Here is a 20453-nt window from a genome sequence, read left to right as displayed (position 1 = left end):
GAATAGTCCCTTATAGGGACAGAGCAAGCCACCCGCTAAGCGGGTGGTCTTGACTATATTATAGTGATGATTGGGAAAAGATAGATGGGAAAACAACAGGATAGAGAGAAAATCGTACAGGAGATTAAAATAGCTGCCGATCTGTATAGGAAGCATTTAGTAGGTAAAAGATTTCTATATGTATTTGAAGGCAGATATATTGAGGTGCTTTATAAAGCTGCCAATTTCAGGCACTTAACAGGTGTGGCCACAAACCTTTCCGCAAAAAAGTTTTATAGTTATGCAGCAAAAAAACTGCTTCAGGCTTCGCAGATATTTTTTACACCGCAGCACCCTTTTTCATTGTGTAAGCGTAAAATTAAGCATATCGGACAGATTGCAATGCTGGCTGGCTCAGAAGGTTTTATGTTGGAAGAGATTGTTACAGATACGAGAACTTATAAGTTTGGCACAACAGATCTTAATTTTACTCTATGCTTAAATAAAGAGTATGATGATCAGGGACAGCAAAAAGGCGATTGCTTTGTAGTAGAATCACTGCGAGATGAAGATTGTTTTTCTAAAAGTACAACAGCATATACAGTAACTCATATTTTCTCAGCACCGAATGATGCGAAAAAATATACAACTTTACTGTTTTTGGATGAAAATGCAATGATAGACAGTCTTCCGGATGAAATTAAAAACATGCTGGATCAAACTTTATTACATAAATAAAAATGGAGAGTCTTAGTTGGCGATTCAATTAATCTATCCTGAGGGTATGAGAATTATTGACAGCCGTATCATGTAAAACGCACATGGTACGGCTGTTTTTATACCCTAATAGGACCTGATGATCATAAAATTTGAACGATTTCGGGGGTGTTTTTATCTGAGATAATTTTTTTAAAAATATTTGCAACCTTTTTAGGGATTCGCACGTCTAATAAGTAGAAGCACATAAATGAAGCTTCTATAGTATACTACGGATGACTAGTCTGAGATAGGAGAGCCGGAACTACAATGAATGAGGTTTTGATACGAAAAGCGAAGAAAGGCGACAAAGATGCTTTCTGCCGACTTATGGATGAGAATGTACAGAGTATGTATAAGATTGCGGCAGCATATCTGAAAAATGATGAAGATGTTGCGGATGCAATACAGGATACGATTCTTTCCTGTTATGAAAATCTGAAAAGTCTGAAACAGAACAGATATTTTAAAACTTGGATGATTCGAATCTTGATCAACAAGTGTAAGGACATGATACAGAAGAAAAAGCTGGTTACTTATACGGATCAGATGCCGGAAACACCTTTTCACGAAGAAGAATATGCGGCGATGGAATGGGCACAAGTATTAGAAACATTGGATAGCAAATATCGTTTGGTTGTTCTTTTGTACTATATGGAAGGATTTAGTGTCCGGGAGATCAGTGACGCTCTGGATATGAAGGAAAGCACTGTGAAATCTCGTCTTCATCGTGGTAGAAAACAGATTGCAGAGATGTATGGATATAAGGTTAAGGAGGGACGTGTTTAATGATGACTTTAAATAATAATGAGAAAGACTTCCAGGAAAAACTTCAAAAGGATACAGAAATGCCGGCAATCGTGCATGAACGTATCAATCAGGCATATCGATTGATTGAAAATAATGCTGTGTTACAGAAAAAAGCACCAAAGGATCCATATCACTGGATGAAAATTGGAGGCAGGGTAGCAGGAGGTATGGCAGCGGTACTGGCAGTCGGATTTATATTCTGTGCAACCAATCCAGTAATGGCAAAGAATATTCCGGTTGTAGGAGGGCTTTTTGAAATCTTGCAGGATAATGTAAGTTTCTTTGGTGATTTTTCGGATTATGCAACAACCTTGGAATCCGTTGATGGAACAACGGCAGATGGCAGTGAAGCAGATGGGGACAAGACAGGTAATGCCACTAGTGAGAATGCTTACATTAAAACAGCAGATGGGCTGACAATTACATGTTCTGAGGTATATGCCAACAGCCAGGCAGTCTATATAACTATGCGGTTTAAGAGTGATAAGCCATTTCCAGAAACGTCAACCAGGGCGGAAAGTGGAACACCGGTCATTGATCTGGATATGACTGGAGGTGTGGACTTTGATTCAGAAGCTAGTCGGGTGATCGACGGTCATGTGGAAGGACAGTTTCTGGATGACAACACCTATGCATGCATTTTCCGTTATGATCTTGCTCAGGCGGCAAAAGACTATACGGAATATAATGAGAAATACAATGAAATGACACAGCAGGTAATGGATGAGATGGGAATAACTCAGGCGGACTTAGATGATCAGACGGATGAAGGTTATGCACTGCTGGAAGAGTTTATCAATAAAGTATCTGAGCGTGGTGGAGCATATCAGAAATATATTAAAGATATTGAGATTCCGGATACTTTTAATCTGCATCTGGATATCTCGAAGGTAAGAGGGCTGGAAGCAGACTATGAGTGGTTAGAAGCGGATGATGAAAACTATGGAAGGGATGCCGGCTACTACAAATATGAAGGTGACTGGAGTTTCGATATCCCGGTTACAGTAGATGATTCCCGGACAGAAGTATTGGAACTGAATGATACAAACGATGCTGGTATCGGACTCAAATCCGTAATTCGTTCTCCGTATGAACTGACGGTAAATGAACTTTATAAGGAAGGATCCAACAGTGACTGCTTCATGGTAGCTCTTGATGCCAACGGAAACACACTTCCATATAATGAGTCTACTGGAAACTGTAATAACTTCGCAATTCAGGACAGGGATATTTCGACAGTAGATATTTATTTCCTGGATTATATCCAGTATATGGATGAACTGAAGGGGCAGCAGAATTTTGATAATCCTACGAAAGAAGACGGACAGAAATGGAAAAAACTTCTGGAGGAGAATGCGAAATATCATAAGACATTACATTTTGATAATGACAGTGAGACAGTGCAAAAAACTAAGTGATTCAAAGAAAGATAAGTAGGATATGAGACAAAAAGAAGTGATAGGGCAGTCAATGAGAACCACAAAATCGGCAAGACCAGGTTCAGTTGTTTATGTGCCGATGGATAAATCGGAATTCAGATCTATTATATTTTCAGAAAAGAAGAAAAATAAAATTAAGAAAATTGTAATATTGATTATATTGATGATTTTTGTTATAGGCTGTTGTATGTATGCAGGTATATCTTATTATTACTCATATCACTTCTTTTATGGGACGACCATCAATGGGATTGACAGTTCAAATAAGACAGCATATGAGGTTGAGCAGGAGATTGCTGGGAAAAAGGATAACTATACTATTCAGGTAAGGGCAAGAATGCAGGACCCGCAGGCCATTACAGGAAAAGACATTGATTATAAATACGTATCCAGCGGTGCGGTTCTCCAGCTGCTGAAAACTCAGAAATCATGGGAATGGATCGGCAGTCTTTTTGAAACAAAAAACTATATGGTTCAAGAAGAGACTTTTTTCAGCCGGGAGAAACTGGAAGAACAGGTAAATTCATTAAATTGTGCGAAAAAAGAGAATCAGATAGCACCGGAAAATGCGTATGTAAGTTTTGTTAACTCAGAATTCACTATTGTGCCAGAAACGGAAGGCAACGAATTAAATACCAAAGAAGCTTATCAGATGATATGCAGGGCAATCGATAACGATGCGGCAGAGGTAAATCTGGAAAGTGATCCAAAGGCTTATAAGAAAGCAGATGTGACGAAAGAAAGTTCAGAACTTCAGAATATGGTAAATACATATAAGAACCTGACAAAAGCAAATATCACATATACATTTGGAGACGAAACGGTAACACTCGATGGGAATACCATCAAAAACTGGCTGCAGTTTGACGAGAAAGGGCAGCTGCTCCAGAATGATGAAGCCTTCCGGCAGCACGTAGTGGATTATGTGGCACAGCTTGCAGCAGATCATGATACAGTTGGCACTGAAAGACAATTTCAGACCACGAGCGGAAGGACTGTGTATGTATATGGTTCTGCCTATGGGTGGAAGATTGATCAGGACAAGGAAGTAGCACAGCTCATGCAGGAAATTCAGTCAGGAACCCAGACAACCAGGGAACCGGTGTATTCTATGAGGGCAAATGCACACGGGATCAATGATCTCGGAGATACATATATAGAGGTAGATCTTACAGAGCAGTATATGTGGTATTATCAGAATGGAAATATTATTTTCCAATCAGAAATCGTATCCGGACTGCCAAGCGATCCGGATAGAAAAACACCCCCTGGAATATTCACATTGAATTCAAAGAGCAGTCCGTCCGTGCTGCGAGGTGAAATGACAGCAAATGGAACCTATTCTTATGAACAGCCGGTAACGTACTGGATGCCATTCAATGGAGGAATTGGCTTTCATGATGCAGACTGGCAGCCGTACTTTGGTGGTGACAGATATCTTACAGGTGGTTCTCATGGATGTATCAATCTTCCACCAGAAAATGCCGGACAGCTTTATAGTCTTATTCAGTATGATGTCCCGATAATCTGTTTTTACTAATTCTATAGTCAAGATGTACAGGACAGGAGCTAAGTTGTAATGCAGCTGGCTCCTGTTTTCATTGTCAACAGTATCAGATTGGCACATGATCACCCGCTCGGTAATCCAGAACAAAGCAGACTTGATGTGGAAGTGGCAGAGTGATTGGTAAAAGCTAGCAATCTCTTCCTTTCACAAAGAGTGAAGAAGAGAAGGCACATTAATGGGATTGACGTATCAATACTGGAACCATATAATGGGTACAAAGAAAAATTTATTTATGGAAATAAACACATTGACAGAGCATGCAAAAGTGCTGTGATTAAAGTTTAAAAAGAATCCTTATGAATATCATAAGTAATGCTGTCAAATACAATAAAGAAAAAGGAGTAATACTGCTTAGCTATTATGAAACACAGGTGGATGACAGGCATATACTGTTTGAGTTTCACTGCAAGGATACCGGAGTTGGAATGAGTAAAGAATTTCAGAACCATATTTTTGAACCATTTACTCAGGAAACAGGCGGTGCAAGATCTGTTTATGGAGGAACAGGTCTTGGTATGCCAATTACAAAAAAACTAATAGAGAAAATGGGCGGTACGATTAAATTTGAAAGCGAAAAAAATGTAGGAACCACATTCATGGTACAGCTCCCATTCCTTATTTCTGCTGATATGAAGCAGGCAGAAAGCCAGGAAGACGATGTATCAATTGAAGGCATGAGAATCCTTTTGGCCGAAGACAATGAATTGAACATGGAAATTGCAGAATTCCTTCTGACAAATGCAGGAGCAGAAATTATAAGGGCTTCAAACGGTAAGGAGGCTGTTGAAGCATTTGCAAAATCAGGTGTTGGTGAGGTCAATGTAATTCTGATGGATATTATGATGCCAGTTATGGATGGCCTGGAAGCTACTAGAGAAATACGTACAATGAACAGAAGTGATGCATCTGCTGTGGTGATTATAGCCATGACAGCAAATGCCTTTGCAGAAGACAAGAGTAAAGCGTTGAAAGCCGGAATGGACGATTATCTTACAAAACCACTGGAGTCAGAAAAACTGATTCGTGCCTTAAGTAGATTCTTATGAGATACCGGAAAGATATGATAAAAAGAATAATTCCTAAAGAAAGAGGAATACGTATGAACATTGTTTTTTCATCTGATAAGAAAGAATATAATACTATTAAAAAAGGTACTGAAATACTGCTGGCTGAAAATGACGGTTTCAACCAAAATATATAATTGTTTGTTAAATTTCAGGACAGACCAGAAATATTGATCAATAAAAGAAAAAACCAGATTCATATCATCTGCCGGGAAATATCTCATTATTACCGCGCACTTAATTATGCCATACATCATATGGAAGAAGATGAATTTCAATATCAAGAGCATGTCTGAATGGATAAGATTCGTGATTCTGCGGACATTCTCCAGCCTGAAAAAGAGGAAACTTATCAGTTTATTGAAAAGCTGCTCAGCTCAGTAAAGGAGAATTTTTCTACCAACAGGGTACATATTGGAATGGATGAGGCTGTCATGCTGGGACTTGGAAATTATCTAAAAGAAAATGGATATAAAAAAGGGTCACTGATAATCGAGGAACATTGTAACAGGGTCGTAGATATTTGCAGAAAATTAGAATTAAAGCCTATGATATGGAGTGACATGTACATTACAGCAAATTCTACAGGCGGATACTATGATCTGCCCGAAAACACGGACTGCTCCAAATGGGAAAAACCGAAAAAAGATCTAGGATTAGTATATTGGGACTATTATCATGCTGATACCAGAACCTATGAAAAAATGCTGGATATCCATGCGCAGCTTTCGGATAACGTTATTTTTCCAGGATCCAATGTCAGGCATTTTTGATTATCATGTGAAAGAATCAGGTGTCAATACAAAATCTTACTACCAAAACATACAGAAATGTATGAAGAAATGTGCAAAAAAACAGGAAAATATCAGCTTTTATTCTCGTTTTATGAAAAACTGGCGGCGGTATTAGCTGATAAAGCCGATTTGGGCATGTGTATAAAATCAGCATATCGGTTTATACAGGAAATCAGAACTATTCTCACAGAATGGTTTTGGTTTCCTTTTTTGCTGTTACAAATCAGTTACAACTGCATTATAGAATTTAATGTATAATTAACCTGTGAAAAGATAGTTAAAAAAACATGTGAGGTAATAATTATGAAGGCAAGAATTCTTGTGATAGAAGACGAAATGTCAATCAATGACCTGCTATGTATGAATCTGGAGATTGCAGGGTATGAAACAGTAGGATATCTGGATGGAAATGAGGCATATGAAGCAATTATTCAAGATCATGCGTTTCAGTGTGCACTTGTAGATATCATGCTTCCCGGAAGAGACGGATATAGCCTGTTACCGAAACTGAAGCAGTATGAAATCCCCGTAATATTTCTTACCGCAAAGGGAGATATCGCGAGCAAGATAAAGGGATTAAAAGACGGTGCAGAAGATTATATTGTAAAACCATTTGAAATGCTGGAAGTGATGGTCCGTCTTGAAAAAGTACTGGAACGTAATGGCACTGTACAAGAACAGATTCAAATTGGTGATGTCATCATTGATACTGCTAGTCGTACTGTTACAAAAATGGGCATGGAAATCTATTTAAAGCCAATGGAATATAACTGCCTCATGGTGTTTGCCAAAAATCCGAATAAAGCACTGACCAGGAATCAGATTCTGCAGGAACTGTGGAATGAAGAGTTCTGCGGAGAAACAAGAACTGTGGATGCACATGTGGGTCGTATCAGGAAAAAGCTTGGCTGGCAGGATAAGATTAAAACAATTCCCAGAATCGGTTACAGACTTGAGGTGGATTTATGAAACTCTTAATAAAGATCTTTTCTCAGACTACATGTATCATTTTGTTGGTATCGTCAGGGATCTTTCTCTATACCACTTATTGTTGGAAAAATCAGAGTATACAGAATATCAACAGTTATGAAAGCAGTATATTTAGAACAAACATCTTACAGTTTGAAAATAAAACAAGCCTTTCTGACAATCAGAAACAGAATGCCGACAACGAAATGCGCCCCCAAATAGTTACTTATGCTTTTCGGCAGGTTTTTCATGACAGCGCGGTTTTATATCTTGATGGAAAAATGATCTATAATGGAACTGTTTATGAATTCGATGTAAAAAAGTTAAGAGAATTATGTGCAAGTAAGGCAAACATGGTGGATCATGGCAGCAACAGTGACGGTCATGGCCCTATGATCAGTCAGATAAATGGAAGGACACTTTTGTTATTTTACTATGGAAATGTAAATATGGGATATCAGATTGTTACTTATAAAGATATAACAGATGTAATAGAAAAAAGTCATCTGCTGTTTTTTCAGACGGGTGGATTTACTTTATCTTTGATCGTGGTGATGGGAATTATCCTTTATTTGAGCCTTCGAAAAATCACAGCACCGCTTACAAGCCTAAGAGAAGCTACGCTTCTTGTTTCTGAAGGTATTTATGATTTTAAAGTACCGTCAGAGGGAAATACAGAACTTGCGCAGGTAGGTGCAACCTTTAATTTTATGACAGGTAAAATAAAAGAACAAATTGAAAGTCTTTCTAACATAAACCGGACACAAAAACAGCTTATTGGAAGTCTGGCTCATGAGCTGAAGACCCCAATGACTGCAATCATAGGCTATGCAGATACATTGCTTACTGTGCGCCTAACCCCGGAAAGGCAGGAGAAGGCTCTGATTTATATTGAAAATGAATGTCGCAGGCTTTCAAGACTTTCTATGAAAATGCTGGAATTAACCGGACTCTACGAAGCTTCGGAAGACTCATTCAATCCAGCTGAAATACAGGTGGATAATTTCCTGAAAGAAGTAAAAGAACTCATTGATTGCAGGCTTCAAGAAAAAAACATCTCTCTTGATGTATTTTGTGAACCAAAAGAATTGGTAAAGAAGTTTGATCAGGACTTAATGATAAGTGTAGTGACAAATCTAATTGATAATGCAGTCAAAGCTTCCAGAAAAGAATCTAAAATTGTGCTTGAGGCAACCCCAGACCATCTGATGGTTCAGGATTTTGGAAAGGGAATACCGAAAGAGGATCTGGAAATGGTGACGGAACCATTTTATATGGTAGACAAATCTCGTTCCAGGGCAAAAGGAAGTGTAGGGCTCGGTCTTTCTTTATGTCAGAAAATTATAGAACTGCACGATTTCCAACTGAAGATTGAAAGCAATCCGGGAAAAGGAACTACCGTCTCTGTTTTCTGGTAATCACACTAACGTTTACATATCAGTTACAAATCGCGAAAGATTTGGTGTAATGCTCGATGATATACTTATAACAACCTTAGAAAGGAGATTTTACCAGAAATGAGAAAAAACATAAAAAAGTTTGCAGGAATAGTGCTTTGTATTGGAATGTTTACAGGATGCGCACAGACCCCGGATTCTTCTTTGGTAAAGCCGAAGGGGAGCAAGGCTGTAGATGCTTATACGGAAGCGGATGATGTTAGCGGTTCTAAAGGAGAAGCATCTGAAAGCAAGAACGATGACGGTTCAGAGTCAAAGATAACCATCAGGAATCTCATCGATGCTCCTCAAAATTATAAAAGCCATGTGGAAGATGACAGTGCCAAGCTCGTGGTAAATACAGATGCAAGCGTAGAAATTCCGGAAGTGGAAAAGATATCTGCTATTTCTGTCACCGCGGCAGAAGTTACCCAGGAACTTCTCGACCGTATTACAAACGCATTCTTCTCAGAGGCAAAACTTTATACCATGGATAGTTATTATGTGAAGACAAAGGATGAAATTAAAAAAACTCTGGATGAACTAAAAGAAGACGTTGCAAACGGAAACCTGGATCCGTATAACTATGGAACAGACGATGATGGGAATTATGTCTATGATATCTATGAAGATATTGAGACATGGGAACAGGAATACGAAACTGCTCCGGAAAAGAAAACCCTGACAGAGGCAAAACCTGTTGCCGGAAATTATTTCAGTTGTATTGCACAAATGCCAGACGATTCACAATACTACTATATGATATCTTCCGATGGCTCCGATACCTTGTCAGTCAAGATCAAGAAAGCAGCAAACAAGGGCGGGGAAAAAATACCGGAGGATGCAATGTGGTGTGATTACGGATATTCTGAAGAGGAAGAAAAACCCACAGAAGAATCTATCGGGCTGTCCCTGGATGAAGCAAAAAAACTTGTAAAGGAAAAAGTTGAAAAAATGGGCATCACAGATTTGCAGTTTTCTAACTGGAATTACGCGGTGTGCAAAAGTTTTGAAGGCGATAATAGTTCAGGTAATTTTGGAAATGGATATAGAATTGATTATGCACGTACCATAAATGGTGTGCCGGTAACTCAGACAATTGCAGACGGTGGGGCATTGGAAGATATGGACAGCACAATGGAAACATGGTCTTATGAAAGTCTCTGTTTCTATGTCGATAAAGATGGCATAGAAAGCATGACTTATTCAAATCCCTACACAATTGGTAAAATAAAGACAGAGAATTTAAATCTTCTTTCGTTCAGCGAGGTTATGAAAATTTATGAAAAAATGATGGTGGTAACAAACGCTGATAATATGCAATATGAAAATTCCAGGGTCTATAATATTGATCGGATCGTTCTTGGTTATGCCAGAATATATGAGCCGTCTACTGACGCACACACAGGTATTATGATCCCTGTCTGGGATTTTTTCGGCAGCATGACTTCAGAAAGTGAATATAACGGAGAAACAGAATCAAATACCATAAAAACTCCGAATGAAAGTTTCCTTACCATTAATGCTGTGGATGGCAGTATTATAGACCGAAATTTGGGTTACTGACATGAGGCAGGTATTTGGAATTGTACGGTACAATTTCTTCGGATTTTTACGCAATCCCAAAGTTATTTTTATATTTCTGTTAGAATTTGTACTTAGTTTTCTACTTACAGGCAGAATCATGGTTGTAATGGAGACCTACGATACACCGGTACAGGCCATTGAGCCATTTATCTGGACATTTGGGGATGGGATAGCAGTACTGTCCAGTTCGCTGCTCTTGCTTCTTATGTTTTCTGACCTGCCGAAGATGACACCTATTACTCCATACCAGCTGACCCGGACAACCAAGAGGAAATGGCTTTTAGGTCAATTCATTTATGTTATTCTTGTAACTGTTTTATATACGGTTTTGATGCTGTTATTTACGGCCGTGCTGTGTATGAAAAAGAGTTATCCAGGTAACCTGTGGAGCGAAACTGCGGCCATGCTTGGCTATTCAGAATTAGGAAAAAACCTGCAGGTCCCTTCTACAGTAAGGGTCATGGAAAGTATCTCACCCTATGGCTGTATGCTGCAGGTTTTCTTCCTTCTGTTTTGTTATTCGCTGACCTTAAGCTTTGTAATCCTTGTAGGAAATCTCTATAAAGGGAAGACTAAGGGGATGATTTTTGGCCTTCTTTACAGTGTTTTTGGTTTTTTATTGGACCCGAAAGTACTGGCTGCAATTTTACATAAAGAAAAATACGAAATGTATCAGGTAAATGTATTAATCTGCTGGATCAGTCCTCTGAACCAGGCAGTATACGGAAAACATAACTTAGGTTATGACCCATTGCTTCCGAAAATCACGCATTCCTACATGTTTTTTCTGGGTATTTTAGTTCTTCTTGCAGTTTTTGCAATTAACCGGATGAAAAAATATACCTTTGAATTTCTTGGAGAAAAGACATGATCGGGAGGGGGAATACCTGTGTGGGGTGAAACAAAACGTATGTTATTTAATAAGAATTTTCTGGCAGCATGGCTGATAGCCTGCATCTCCATCGCCATTGGCCAGACTTATCCCAGCTTAAAAAAAGCACTGGCATGTGGTACTTTTATCAGTATACTGGAAGGTTCCTTAAAAAGTCAGGCAGTATCTTTTGCCATTCCGGTAGCGGCCGTATTGCCATGGAGTGATTCCATTCTGCAAGAATATAAAAGTGGATTTTTAAAGGAGATACTTCCCAGAACGACCCGCAGACAGTATGTCGAAGGTAAAGTCTTTTCTATTATGATGTCTGGTTTTATGGTCTGGACATTAGCTATACTAACGGTACTTTTTATCAATTTTATTGTGTTCTATCCGCTGGAGATACAGGGTGCTATTCAGAAAGAAGCACTTCTGGACTTGCTCATGAAGGCATTCCGGACAGGACTTATCGGAAGTATCATAAGTACTTTCGGTGGAAGCTGCGGGATTTTATGGGATTCTGCTTACATGGTATATGGAATCCCTTTTGTAAGCTTCTATTTCGGAATTATTCTTCATGACCGCTATTTTAAAAATCAGATATGGTTTTATCCAGTAGAATGGATACTGGCTGATAAAAATTGGGGACCGGACAAAATAGGACTTTGGCTATTTCTACTGTTGTTTTTATTAGTAATGCTGGGAATTCTGGGAGGTGTTTTATATGGAAGATTGGAAGAAATCTGAAGGGACATTTAATCTGGCCTGTGATCCGCAAAGAGCAAGTGGAATGATGCAGAACACCTGCGTAAAAATAGAACACGTGACCAAACGTTTCGGTGAAGACATCGTGTTACAGGAAGTAAATCTTTCCTTGAAAACAGGGAACGTCTATGGGATTGTTGGAAATAACGGTTCCGGAAAGACCGTTCTTATGAAATGCATCTGTGGGTTTCTCCCTGTAACTACGGGCACTATTTTTGTATTTGGAAAAAAAATAGGCCATGATGTGGATTTTCCTGAAAGTCTTGGAGTTATTATCGAGACTCCCGGTTTTCTTACACAATATACGGGCTTTAAAAATCTGGAGATCCTGGCAGACATGAATGGCCGGATTTCGAAGGCCGATATCCGCATAGTCTTAAAAAGGGTAGGATTGGATCCGGACATGAAGAAACCAGTCGGAAAATATTCCCTTGGAATGCGTCAACGCCTTGGTATTGCACAGGCCATTATGGAAGATCCTCTGTTTTTGATCCTGGATGAGCCGTTTAATGGACTGGATAAACATGGCGTGGAAGAAATAAGAGAACTGCTGCTGGATTTAAAAGCAGCAGGAAAAACCATTTTGCTGGCAAGCCATAATGAAGAGGACATCAGAATCTTATGTGACCACGTATATGAAATGGATGGAGGAATCTTAAGAGAAAGGACTGCCTGATAATGAGAAATTTATTTGTAAAAACGGCATTAGTATTGTGTACGACAATAATATTTCTTCCAGCTACCGTTTTTGCCACAGAGCCTCAAAACACGGAGATTACATCTGCTGAAGAAGGATTTACGGACTCAGATCCGTCCGTATCTTATGAGAATGACAACTCGTTAACCCTTGATGAAAAAGAGGATGATTCTACGAGTACCGAACCTCCGGCAGAGGATGAAAAGACTCCTGATAAAGCTGATACCGATAAAGAAAATCCGGATCCGGATATTTTTACATCAGGAGATGACTTTGGTGATGGTTCTAAATCGAATCCTTTTCATGTTGTAATAGACAGTGATAATCCGGAAGACGGTGACGCCCCGCAGATAACAGATCCGGTTATAGACAACGGAGGGTATTCGGGCGGTGGGGGAGGAGGTAATTCAACATCAGACTCATCAAGTGAAAAAATATTACATAAACCGCAGGTATTATTAGAAGACAGCAATCTTTCAGGTGGACGATTGGAGGCTGGTTCTACAACAGAAATGTCGCTGACATTTCGAAATAAAAGCTGCAGTCAAAATGTATTTGGTTTAAAAATTTCCCTTTCTACAGAGAACAAAGGAATCGAATTTGAGAAAAACTCTTTTTATGTACAAGTCCTGGCTCCTGGTGAAGCAATTACTTTGGAACAGATGATTACTATAACAGAAAACTGTGATCCTGGCCAGGCTGTCATTACTTTTTCTCTGGATTATGAAGATTCGAAAGCAACGGCAACTACCGGTACAGAATTACTGTCTTTTCAGATCATCCAACCGGTTCGTGTTAAGCTGGAAGCTTCAGATATTCCATCTGTTTTGTACACTATGGATACAGTAGAGATCCCGGTAAAAGCAATGAATCTCGGAAGAGACAAAATTTACAATGCAAGTGTCAGCTTAAAGGCTGATGAATTAAGCTCAAACGATACTGCATTCTTAGGGACCATAGAGGCCGGAGATTTATCCCAGGGAAGTCTTCGCATATATGTAAAAGGAAAAACAGGAAAATGTGCAGGTCAATTAATTCTTACGTATGAGGATGCAGATGGCAAATCATACGAGGAAGAAATGAAATTTGATTCTGAAATCAAAGAAACCCAGATAAAGTCTTTAAAGGTTGAAGATGACCAGGAGAAAACCAATAACTGGTGGTATTCCATAGCTGCAGTTGTTGCAGTACTGCTTATTTCCATAATCCTGATTCTGGTCAGAAAGCTTCATAAGAAAAATATCCTTCTCGAAGAAGTGAGAAAGGCGGCTTCTCATTGAAAAGAAAAAAAATAGACAGCTTTACCTTATTTGTCATACTTCTGCTGGCATTGATACTTACATTATTAGGAATGCTGCTGGCAGGCATGAAAGAAGAAAAACGGCAATTTACTGTGCTGCTCCCACTTGGAGATCTGGCTTATGATGAAGATTTTTTGCAGAAAGCGAAGAAGATAAAAGGTATAAAAGAAATCTGGCCAGTCATAGAAGTCCCGGTTGTCATCAAAATTGAAGATTATACGGAAACAACGACTTTTTCAGGAATTGATATGAATGCGTTTGGAAAAAATCCAACTCAGAATGAACTGGGGAAGATGCCGTTGTTATTGCTGGGAAATGGTTCCCTACGGGATATGAAAGACTATAATAATCATGCCATTTCAAAAAAACAACAGGAAAAATTTTTAGAGATGGGTGAAAACCTGAATATTTTTTATTCCCTGGATGAAAAAGAGAAGGATACTTCCAAAGCCGCGGATGATCTTACCACTTTATCCGGCAATTCCGCAAGAGAACCGCAAACCTCATATATGCCCTGTAAAGCCGCTGTAGTAACAGAAGGCAACGAAATCTACATACCCATTTCCCAGGCACAGGATCTCTGCAGAGAAATAGGAGAGCCTTCTGAAATCAGTAAAGTATATCTAAAAATAAATGGAAAGAATAACCTGGAGAACGCAAAGAAATTACTTTCAGGAATTTAACATAATATATAGCAAGAAGTCTCTTTCCTTTACAGATGTGCAATGAATTGTAAAAGCACTGTACGAACGCTGTAAAAGCAAAAAAGAACACTTGGTTGGTGATGCAGTTCATGGTATAATAGTATCAGTTGATAACATAAATGATAAAAAAGCTAATTTTGTAAAAAAAAGAATCACAATGTACATTTGAATATCAGATTTACTGCTTTTTGATCATGTGGTTGTAATGTTCCGTACATAGCCCAGAATGGAACTAAGTGAATTTATCAATGTCTGTCCCTTTTTCAAAATCTGAGATTTAAATGATAATGTTTATGGTATGGAAAAAAGCTTTCGTTGTAGCCTATGGTTCTGCATGGAAAGTTATTGGATAAAAGATACTGATTAATACTTGGTAAAATGAGGAAGCTCACAAATGAAAAAAATTACAATTGCCTTAATTATGGTTATATCATTAATAGCACCAATTCAGACAATGGCGGAGAGTGTTACCCAGAACGGTACAATAATAGAGCCTTTGGAACAGAATATTGAACAGATCATCGATGAAATCACTTCTGAACCGCGTCCAATAAATTCTGATGCAATACAGAATGTAAAAGAATATATTAGTAAATATTTTGGCAATCTGGGATATGACAATATAGAATACCAGAAATTCGAATATAACGATGAAAACAATGAGAATGCAATAAGGCATTCCTCGCAGGCGGATGTGTTTCTGGCATCAACAGCCGAGAATGCAATTGTTGACGGCATTGGTGAAAATATCATTGTGACAAAAAACTCATCCATTGATACTACAAAAAATCTGATCATAAGTGCCCATTATGACAGTGCAGAAGATTCGGTGGGCGCCAATGATAACGGTTCCGGAGTGGCAGCAGTGCTTGAACTGGCAAGGATTTTAAAAGATACAGAGATACCGTATAATATAAAATTCATCCTGTTCTCGGGCGAAGAGAAATATATGCTGGGTTCAAGATGGTATGTTGGTAAGCTGACGGAGGACGAGCGGAAACAGATCATCGGAGTAATAAATATTGATACTATTGCAGAAAAAAGTGATCTGGGTTATATGGCGATGATCGAAGGAAACAAAAGACCAGACAATGCGGAATATGATGATGAGGGATTGAAAAAACTGGCAGAATTAAATAAAAACAGTATGTCAGAACTATTTACACCCAGTGACAGATTTTTCCTGACAATGGCAACCAACAGTGACCATTATCCGTTTGCATTAGTGAATATCCCGGCAGTATCTATTGTCCAGGACTGGCAAGATGGTTTGAACGTGAATGATAGTTCTGATGTAAAAGAAAATATGGATATGCAGAGAATTGTGGAAGTGATTGATCAGGTTATGGAAGTACTTCCAACGATCAATTAAATTTATATCAAAAATCTCCCACTAATGGTAGTGCCAGATAAAAAACATTGTAGAAGTCAGTAATATTAATGTTTTTCATGGTGCTAGCACGGTGCGAAGTCGAAATAATCAAATACTGACAGAGACCAGGAGGTGGAATAATGAAAAAATGGATCGTGATGCTGGCGGTACTTGTTATGTTCTGTCTGGCGGGATGCGGGGAAAAGCCGATGACAGCAGTGTATTTTCATACAGATGATAACAGCTGGTATTTTGCGGATCTGGACACGGACACGATTTTCTCCGGAACGATACCGGATAAGCTTACGGATGAGAATGGAAAGAAGCTGACAGAGGAAGATATGACAGACGGAGATGTTTACCTGATCTATGGAGATGGTATCATGCTGCAAAGCTTCCCGGGACAGTATCCGGGAATCACAAAGATGGTACGGAAAGAACAGGGCAATCAGGAAAAGGCCGATCATTACCGGAAAGAGCTGCTTTCCATGATGCGTCCGGTGACTGGAGAGTGATAAAATAAAGCTTTTTTAGAAAAGTATTAAAAGAAAATATATATTCATTTCTTCTATATTTTGATAAACTATATATTAAGACCACTGAGAAGAATAAATTTTAATTGCTTTGTTGAACAGATTGGTATTTACAGGGAGGAATCGTATTTCAGATTCTTCAAGTACATAAGGGTTCACTTTTCGTTGTATCCTAAACGTTATCATTTCAATGAAATATCATGTGAGTAACAAATCTGGAGTTGACTAGGAGGTGATTTTATGAAAAAGTTTATGCCTATTATCTATGTTATAGCATTCGTTATTGGTATTATCTTCATCATAACAGCAGATACAGGAGTGATTACAAGTTATTATCCTGCTTTGATTGCAGGCATAATCATTAGTTGCTTTGCGGGAGTGTTCCTTGCTATCTACTTATATGCTTGGCATAAGCAATCTAAGTGAGTTATGTCAATTTCAAGTTTGTAGAATTCAAAAATTTAATATGAAATGTGAGATAGAGCGTATGGAAATAATCTATACGTTCTATTTTTTTGCCTTTTTAAGAAAAGTGATTAAGTAACTGGTTTGTAAAAACGGAACCAGAATCATCTGGATCCAAGACCACACATAATGCTTATGTGCGGTAAAGTAACACACAAGAATTTGATAGACAGCCACTCACTTTTCCGAATGTATTTACATCTTTTCTCTTGACAGGTTCACACAAATTGCCTAAACTGTACTTATTGAATAAGTACACTTATTACGATAAGTACGCATGGCGAGGTGAGAAAGTGGAGATTATCATAAGTAATAGCAGTGATAAGCCTATTTACGAACAAATCTGTATGCAAGTAAAAAGTTTTATTATGGACGGCACATTATCTGCTGGCGAAGCCCTCCCTTCTATGAGAGCTTTAGCAAAAGATTTACATATCAGTGTTATTACCGTTCAGAGAGCATATGAAGATTTAACGAGAGATGGATTTATAGAAACTGTATCTGGAAAAGGCAGTTTTGTAGCATCACAGAATAGGGAATTTATTCAAGAGGAACAGTTACGAATTGCTGAAGAACTTTTACAAAAAGTCGCAGAAATTGGTCGGGCGCATGGCATTAGTCTTGAGCAAATGACGAATATCTTAAAACTGTTTTACGAGGAGTAACGAGAGGTGACAGGCATGGATAATAACATTTTGGTACAGAATTTATGCAAGCAATTTGAGGGATTTTCTTTGGACAATGTTTCGTTCAAAGTCCCAAAAGGTAGGATTGTAGGCTTTATTGGCGAGAATGGTGCAGGAAAAAGCACTACTATCAATCTGATATTAAATGAACTAAACAAAGATAGCGGACAGATACAGGTCTTTGGAATAGACCACACAATTCCAACAGTCAAAGACAATATTGGCGTTGTTTTTGATGAATGTAATTTTCATGATGTGTTTACAGCCACAGATATTGAAAAAATCTTAAAAGGCATTTATAAGACATGGGATAGTAACCTCTTTTTGCAATACTTGAAAAAATTCAAAATCCCAACCAAGAAAAAGATTGGTGCTTTTTCAAAAGGAATGAAGATGAAACTTTCCATTATCTGCGCTATGGCACATAGACCTCAACTGTTGATTTTAGACGAAGCGACAACGGGTCTTGACCCCATTGTGCGTGATGAAGTGTTAGACCTATTTTTGGAATTTATCCAAGATGAAGATTGCTCTATCTTCTTTTCATCGCATATTACTTCGGACATACAAAAAATTGCAGACTATGTGATTTTAATTCATCAGGGAAAAATCATTTTCGAGGAACAGAAAGATAATCTTGTTTATAATTATGGCGTGGCAAAGTGCGGAAAAGAAAAATTTGCACAGCTTTCCACTGATGATTATATCATACACCGAACTACAAATATGAGCGTGGAGTGTCTTGTTCATAACAAAGAAGCATTCAAACGAAAATACAAAAACATCATTGTGGATAATGCCACATTAGAAGATATTATACTTTTATATGTTAAAGGAGGCACATCATGCGAGGATTGATATATAAAGACATATCCATTTTCTTCAAGAGTATTGATAAGAAACTTATTCTGATTGCAACAGCAGCTATTGTTCTGCTTATTTTCAATGCTGGAATTTATGCTGGCTTATTTGCTTCCGTTATGTTTGCCATGACAATCGGTATGCAAAATATTATGAGTTTCGCAAGTGATGAAAAGGCAAGCTGGAAAAAATATCAATTAGCTATGCCGATAAGCAATTTTACTGTTGTTGCAAGTAAATATGTTTCCGTAATATATACTGTTGCAATCAGCATTTTGGGAAGCATTGCGTTCAATAGTTTATCCAGCATAATTTTTCAAAACTTTGATATGCTTATCTGGTTATTTTCGATTGCAGCAGCAATTATTATCCCATTATTATGGACAGGAATTTGCTTGCCATTAACTTATTGGTTTGGTTTTCGTTCTGCGCAAACTATGGGCTTGATTGTGGTAATTCCAATGTTTTACTTTGTAAAATATTTTGAAGATGGACCGGGAATGGCTACTATGGTAAATTCTGTTCATTCATATGTGCTAATCACAGGGATAGCGGCAATTTTGATTTTTGGAATTTCCCTCATAATAAGCACCATTGGATATAGTCGTAAGAATTAAATCTGCAATTACCATTCAAAAATATCAAACCCAGCCGAGCCAGTCAACGGCAAGTGAATGGGCTGCGCCCACCGTTGACAGCCCCGTCTGTCCCTGCTGGTGGGTAATCAAGGGGCGACAGCAAAAAGTGCTGCCGTCGAAGAAAGGGGGAGTTTCCATGACCGAACAGGAAGCCTATCAAGAACATATCCGCTATACCCATGATACCTATTGCCGGATTGTTATTCGTCATGCGTCCTTTGACGCTGCCCGTATGTTGGCAGCAAGGTGGAAACGGGAAATCTCCCTTGAATATTTGACCGAAGAAAAGTTTGTCCCGCTAAGCACCACAGATGAGTATTTTCAAGTGCCGGACTATGGAGAAACCTATCCGTTTTCTGTCCGGGGGCAGACGATACTTTTAGACAGCCGTTCCCTTGCAGCGGCTCTTGCCCGGCTGCCGGAACAGACACAGGAGGAAATCTTTTTGTATTACTTCCAGCACTTGACGCAGAAAGAAATCGGAGAACAAAGAGGCTGAAAGAGAAAATGGAGGTGTTGTCCCATGAGTAACCGGTTTCTCCCCTATGACACGATTATAGAGGCACATGAGGGTGATCCGAAAGCGGTAAAAGCCGTCCTTAACCGTTCACCGGATATATCCGCTATTTCTCTAAGATGAACGGTTATTATAACTCTGATATGGAGGATTACATCAGAACAAAGCTGATTGAAAGCTTGTTTAAGTTCCGGCTTGACCGATAGCATAAAGCTAAAGGACAATTGATCTTTACATCACATAACTTACGCCCATTGGAAATCCTTGAAAACGATGCTCTGCTTTATACGACTGTGAATCCTGAGAATTGCTATATAAAATCTACTTATATCAAAAATACGCAAAATACCCGGTTATCTTATTTGCGGACAATCAAGCTTAGCGGGCAAAAAGAAAAAATCTACAATGAAACAAATATATATGAGATGGAGCTTGCTATGAGGCGGGCAGGATGGGACTACAAATAACTAAAAGGCCACAGGAATCAGGCAATTATTATCACCACCAAATCCTTCTGTTATACAGGCTTCATCGTGTAGCTAACCTCATTGAATGAATTTATTGTTAAATATTCGTGCAAAATATTTTTTTCTTCGTGCAAATGGCATATACTATAATTGCCAGCAGAAAGGGGTTGATCGT

The 20453-nt window shown here is 38.5% G+C and carries 22 protein-coding genes and 1 pseudogene; all 23 read left to right on the top strand.

What is annotated here, in order from left to right:
* Positions 1-84 precede the first annotated feature (84 nt).
* The 23 genes and pseudogenes from G5B06_RS16945 to G5B06_RS19850 all read left to right on the top strand — a co-directional run bounded on the left by G5B06_RS16945 (position 85) and on the right by G5B06_RS19850 (position 20017).
* A complete protein-coding gene (locus G5B06_RS16945) occupies positions 85-717 on the top strand; it encodes a PBECR4 domain-containing protein (protein WP_005423087.1) in 633 nt (210 codons plus the stop codon).
* Between the two features lie 288 nt (positions 718-1005).
* Positions 1006-1524 (top strand): RNA polymerase sigma factor, encoded by a 519-nt coding sequence (locus G5B06_RS16940; RefSeq protein WP_005423085.1) that lies wholly within the window; start codon positions 1006-1008, stop codon positions 1522-1524.
* Complete coding sequence (locus G5B06_RS16935) at positions 1524-2963, top strand: DUF4179 domain-containing protein (RefSeq protein WP_173772567.1); 1440 nt, start codon at positions 1524-1526, stop codon at positions 2961-2963. Before G5B06_RS16940 ends, G5B06_RS16935 begins: the two co-directional genes overlap by 1 nt.
* Positions 2964-3171: 208 nt before the next feature.
* A complete protein-coding gene (locus G5B06_RS16930) occupies positions 3172-4524 on the top strand; it encodes a L,D-transpeptidase family protein (protein ID WP_227589060.1) in 1353 nt (450 codons plus the stop codon).
* A gap of 317 nt (positions 4525-4841) precedes the next feature.
* Positions 4842-5597: a response regulator gene (locus tag G5B06_RS19505; protein WP_256147679.1), complete on the top strand. Its 756-nt coding sequence runs from the start codon at positions 4842-4844 to the stop codon at positions 5595-5597.
* Positions 5598-5911: 314 nt separating this feature from the next.
* Positions 5912-6388 carry a family 20 glycosylhydrolase gene (locus tag G5B06_RS16920; protein WP_005423073.1) on the top strand — a complete coding sequence of 159 codons (477 nt, stop codon included), beginning with the start codon at positions 5912-5914 and terminating at the stop codon, positions 6386-6388.
* Positions 6294-6667, top strand: a pseudogene (locus G5B06_RS19855) (hypothetical protein). Before G5B06_RS16920 ends, G5B06_RS19855 begins: the two are co-directional and overlap by 95 nt.
* A gap of 45 nt (positions 6668-6712) precedes the next feature.
* Positions 6713-7378, top strand: a complete 666-nt coding sequence (locus G5B06_RS16910; RefSeq protein WP_005423065.1) for a response regulator transcription factor — start codon at positions 6713-6715, stop codon at positions 7376-7378.
* Positions 7375-8796 carry a sensor histidine kinase gene (locus tag G5B06_RS16905; RefSeq protein WP_173772563.1) on the top strand — a complete coding sequence of 474 codons (1422 nt, stop codon included), beginning with the start codon at positions 7375-7377 and terminating at the stop codon, positions 8794-8796. The genes G5B06_RS16910 and G5B06_RS16905 overlap by 4 nt, the downstream gene beginning before the upstream one ends.
* Positions 8797-8895: 99 nt before the next feature.
* Positions 8896-10380, top strand: coding sequence for a DUF6034 family protein (locus G5B06_RS16900; protein WP_005423060.1), 1485 nt, complete (start codon positions 8896-8898; stop codon positions 10378-10380).
* Between the two features lie 118 nt (positions 10381-10498).
* Positions 10499-11272, top strand: coding sequence for a hypothetical protein (locus tag G5B06_RS16895; protein WP_242872571.1), 774 nt, complete (start codon positions 10499-10501; stop codon positions 11270-11272).
* An 18-nt stretch (positions 11273-11290) separates the two neighbouring features.
* Positions 11291-12019, top strand: coding sequence for an ABC transporter permease (locus G5B06_RS16890; protein ID WP_242650130.1), 729 nt, complete (start codon positions 11291-11293; stop codon positions 12017-12019).
* Positions 11997-12713, top strand: a complete 717-nt coding sequence (locus G5B06_RS16885; protein WP_005423055.1) for an ATP-binding cassette domain-containing protein — start codon at positions 11997-11999, stop codon at positions 12711-12713. The genes G5B06_RS16890 and G5B06_RS16885 overlap by 23 nt, the downstream gene beginning before the upstream one ends.
* Before the next feature lie 2 nt (positions 12714-12715).
* Complete coding sequence (locus G5B06_RS16880; RefSeq protein WP_161284360.1) at positions 12716-14014, top strand: hypothetical protein; 1299 nt, start codon at positions 12716-12718, stop codon at positions 14012-14014.
* A complete protein-coding gene (locus G5B06_RS16875) occupies positions 14011-14718 on the top strand; it encodes a hypothetical protein (RefSeq protein WP_242858927.1) in 708 nt (235 codons plus the stop codon). The genes G5B06_RS16880 and G5B06_RS16875 overlap by 4 nt, the downstream gene beginning before the upstream one ends.
* A gap of 415 nt (positions 14719-15133) precedes the next feature.
* Positions 15134-16111 (top strand): M28 family metallopeptidase, encoded by a 978-nt coding sequence (locus G5B06_RS16870; protein WP_244094585.1) that lies wholly within the window; start codon positions 15134-15136, stop codon positions 16109-16111.
* Positions 16112-16251: 140 nt separating this feature from the next.
* Positions 16252-16626 carry a hypothetical protein gene (locus tag G5B06_RS16865; protein WP_055066324.1) on the top strand — a complete coding sequence of 125 codons (375 nt, stop codon included), beginning with the start codon at positions 16252-16254 and terminating at the stop codon, positions 16624-16626.
* Between the two features lie 258 nt (positions 16627-16884).
* Positions 16885-17070: a hypothetical protein gene (locus G5B06_RS16860; protein WP_055066323.1), complete on the top strand. Its 186-nt coding sequence runs from the start codon at positions 16885-16887 to the stop codon at positions 17068-17070.
* Positions 17071-17402: 332 nt separating this feature from the next.
* Complete coding sequence (locus tag G5B06_RS16855; RefSeq protein WP_055066322.1) at positions 17403-17774, top strand: GntR family transcriptional regulator; 372 nt, start codon at positions 17403-17405, stop codon at positions 17772-17774.
* A gap of 15 nt (positions 17775-17789) precedes the next feature.
* Complete coding sequence (locus tag G5B06_RS16850; RefSeq protein WP_055066321.1) at positions 17790-18653, top strand: ABC transporter ATP-binding protein; 864 nt, start codon at positions 17790-17792, stop codon at positions 18651-18653.
* Positions 18641-19273, top strand: coding sequence for an ABC-2 transporter permease (locus tag G5B06_RS16845; protein WP_055066320.1), 633 nt, complete (start codon positions 18641-18643; stop codon positions 19271-19273). The genes G5B06_RS16850 and G5B06_RS16845 overlap by 13 nt, the downstream gene beginning before the upstream one ends.
* A gap of 157 nt (positions 19274-19430) precedes the next feature.
* Complete coding sequence (locus tag G5B06_RS16840; protein WP_227190736.1) at positions 19431-19793, top strand: sigma factor-like helix-turn-helix DNA-binding protein; 363 nt, start codon at positions 19431-19433, stop codon at positions 19791-19793.
* A 137-nt stretch (positions 19794-19930) separates the two neighbouring features.
* The gene (locus G5B06_RS19850) at positions 19931-20017 is read left to right on the top strand and encodes a helix-turn-helix domain-containing protein (protein WP_416795046.1); all 87 of its coding nucleotides are present in this window, start codon (positions 19931-19933) and stop codon (positions 20015-20017) included.
* Positions 20018-20453 lie beyond the last annotated feature (436 nt).

This window comes from Blautia luti (assembly GCF_013304735.1).
Classification (GTDB): Bacteria; Bacillota; Clostridia; order Lachnospirales; family Lachnospiraceae; genus Blautia_A.
Note: the sequence above shows the minus strand (reverse complement) of the source record. Positions and strands in the feature narration are given on the sequence as shown.

Excerpts from the sequence above, each read along its gene's own strand:
- G5B06_RS16945 (WP_005423087.1), top strand. The coding sequence starts at position 85 with ATGGGAAAACAACAGGATAGAGAGAAAATCGTACAGGAGATTAAAATA.
- G5B06_RS16940 (WP_005423085.1), top strand. The coding sequence starts at position 1,006 with ATGAATGAGGTTTTGATACGAAAAGCGAAGAAAGGCGACAAAGATGCT.
- G5B06_RS16935 (WP_173772567.1), top strand. The coding sequence starts at position 1,524 with ATGATGACTTTAAATAATAATGAGAAAGACTTCCAGGAAAAACTTCAA.
- G5B06_RS16930 (WP_227589060.1), top strand. The coding sequence starts at position 3,172 with ATGTATGCAGGTATATCTTATTATTACTCATATCACTTCTTTTATGGG.
- G5B06_RS16920 (WP_005423073.1), top strand. The coding sequence starts at position 5,912 with ATGGATAAGATTCGTGATTCTGCGGACATTCTCCAGCCTGAAAAAGAG.
- G5B06_RS16910 (WP_005423065.1), top strand. The coding sequence starts at position 6,713 with ATGAAGGCAAGAATTCTTGTGATAGAAGACGAAATGTCAATCAATGAC.
- G5B06_RS16905 (WP_173772563.1), top strand. The coding sequence starts at position 7,375 with ATGAAACTCTTAATAAAGATCTTTTCTCAGACTACATGTATCATTTTG.
- G5B06_RS16900 (WP_005423060.1), top strand. The coding sequence starts at position 8,896 with ATGAGAAAAAACATAAAAAAGTTTGCAGGAATAGTGCTTTGTATTGGA.
- G5B06_RS16895 (WP_242872571.1), top strand. The coding sequence starts at position 10,499 with ATGGTTGTAATGGAGACCTACGATACACCGGTACAGGCCATTGAGCCA.
- G5B06_RS16885 (WP_005423055.1), top strand. The coding sequence starts at position 11,997 with ATGGAAGATTGGAAGAAATCTGAAGGGACATTTAATCTGGCCTGTGAT.
- G5B06_RS16880 (WP_161284360.1), top strand. The coding sequence starts at position 12,716 with ATGAGAAATTTATTTGTAAAAACGGCATTAGTATTGTGTACGACAATA.
- G5B06_RS16870 (WP_244094585.1), top strand. The coding sequence starts at position 15,134 with ATGAAAAAAATTACAATTGCCTTAATTATGGTTATATCATTAATAGCA.
- G5B06_RS16865 (WP_055066324.1), top strand. The coding sequence starts at position 16,252 with ATGAAAAAATGGATCGTGATGCTGGCGGTACTTGTTATGTTCTGTCTG.
- G5B06_RS16860 (WP_055066323.1), top strand. The coding sequence starts at position 16,885 with ATGAAAAAGTTTATGCCTATTATCTATGTTATAGCATTCGTTATTGGT.
- G5B06_RS16850 (WP_055066321.1), top strand. The coding sequence starts at position 17,790 with ATGGATAATAACATTTTGGTACAGAATTTATGCAAGCAATTTGAGGGA.
- G5B06_RS16845 (WP_055066320.1), top strand. The coding sequence starts at position 18,641 with ATGCGAGGATTGATATATAAAGACATATCCATTTTCTTCAAGAGTATT.
- G5B06_RS16840 (WP_227190736.1), top strand. The coding sequence starts at position 19,431 with ATGACCGAACAGGAAGCCTATCAAGAACATATCCGCTATACCCATGAT.
- G5B06_RS19850 (WP_416795046.1), top strand. The coding sequence starts at position 19,931 with ATGAACGGTTATTATAACTCTGATATGGAGGATTACATCAGAACAAAG.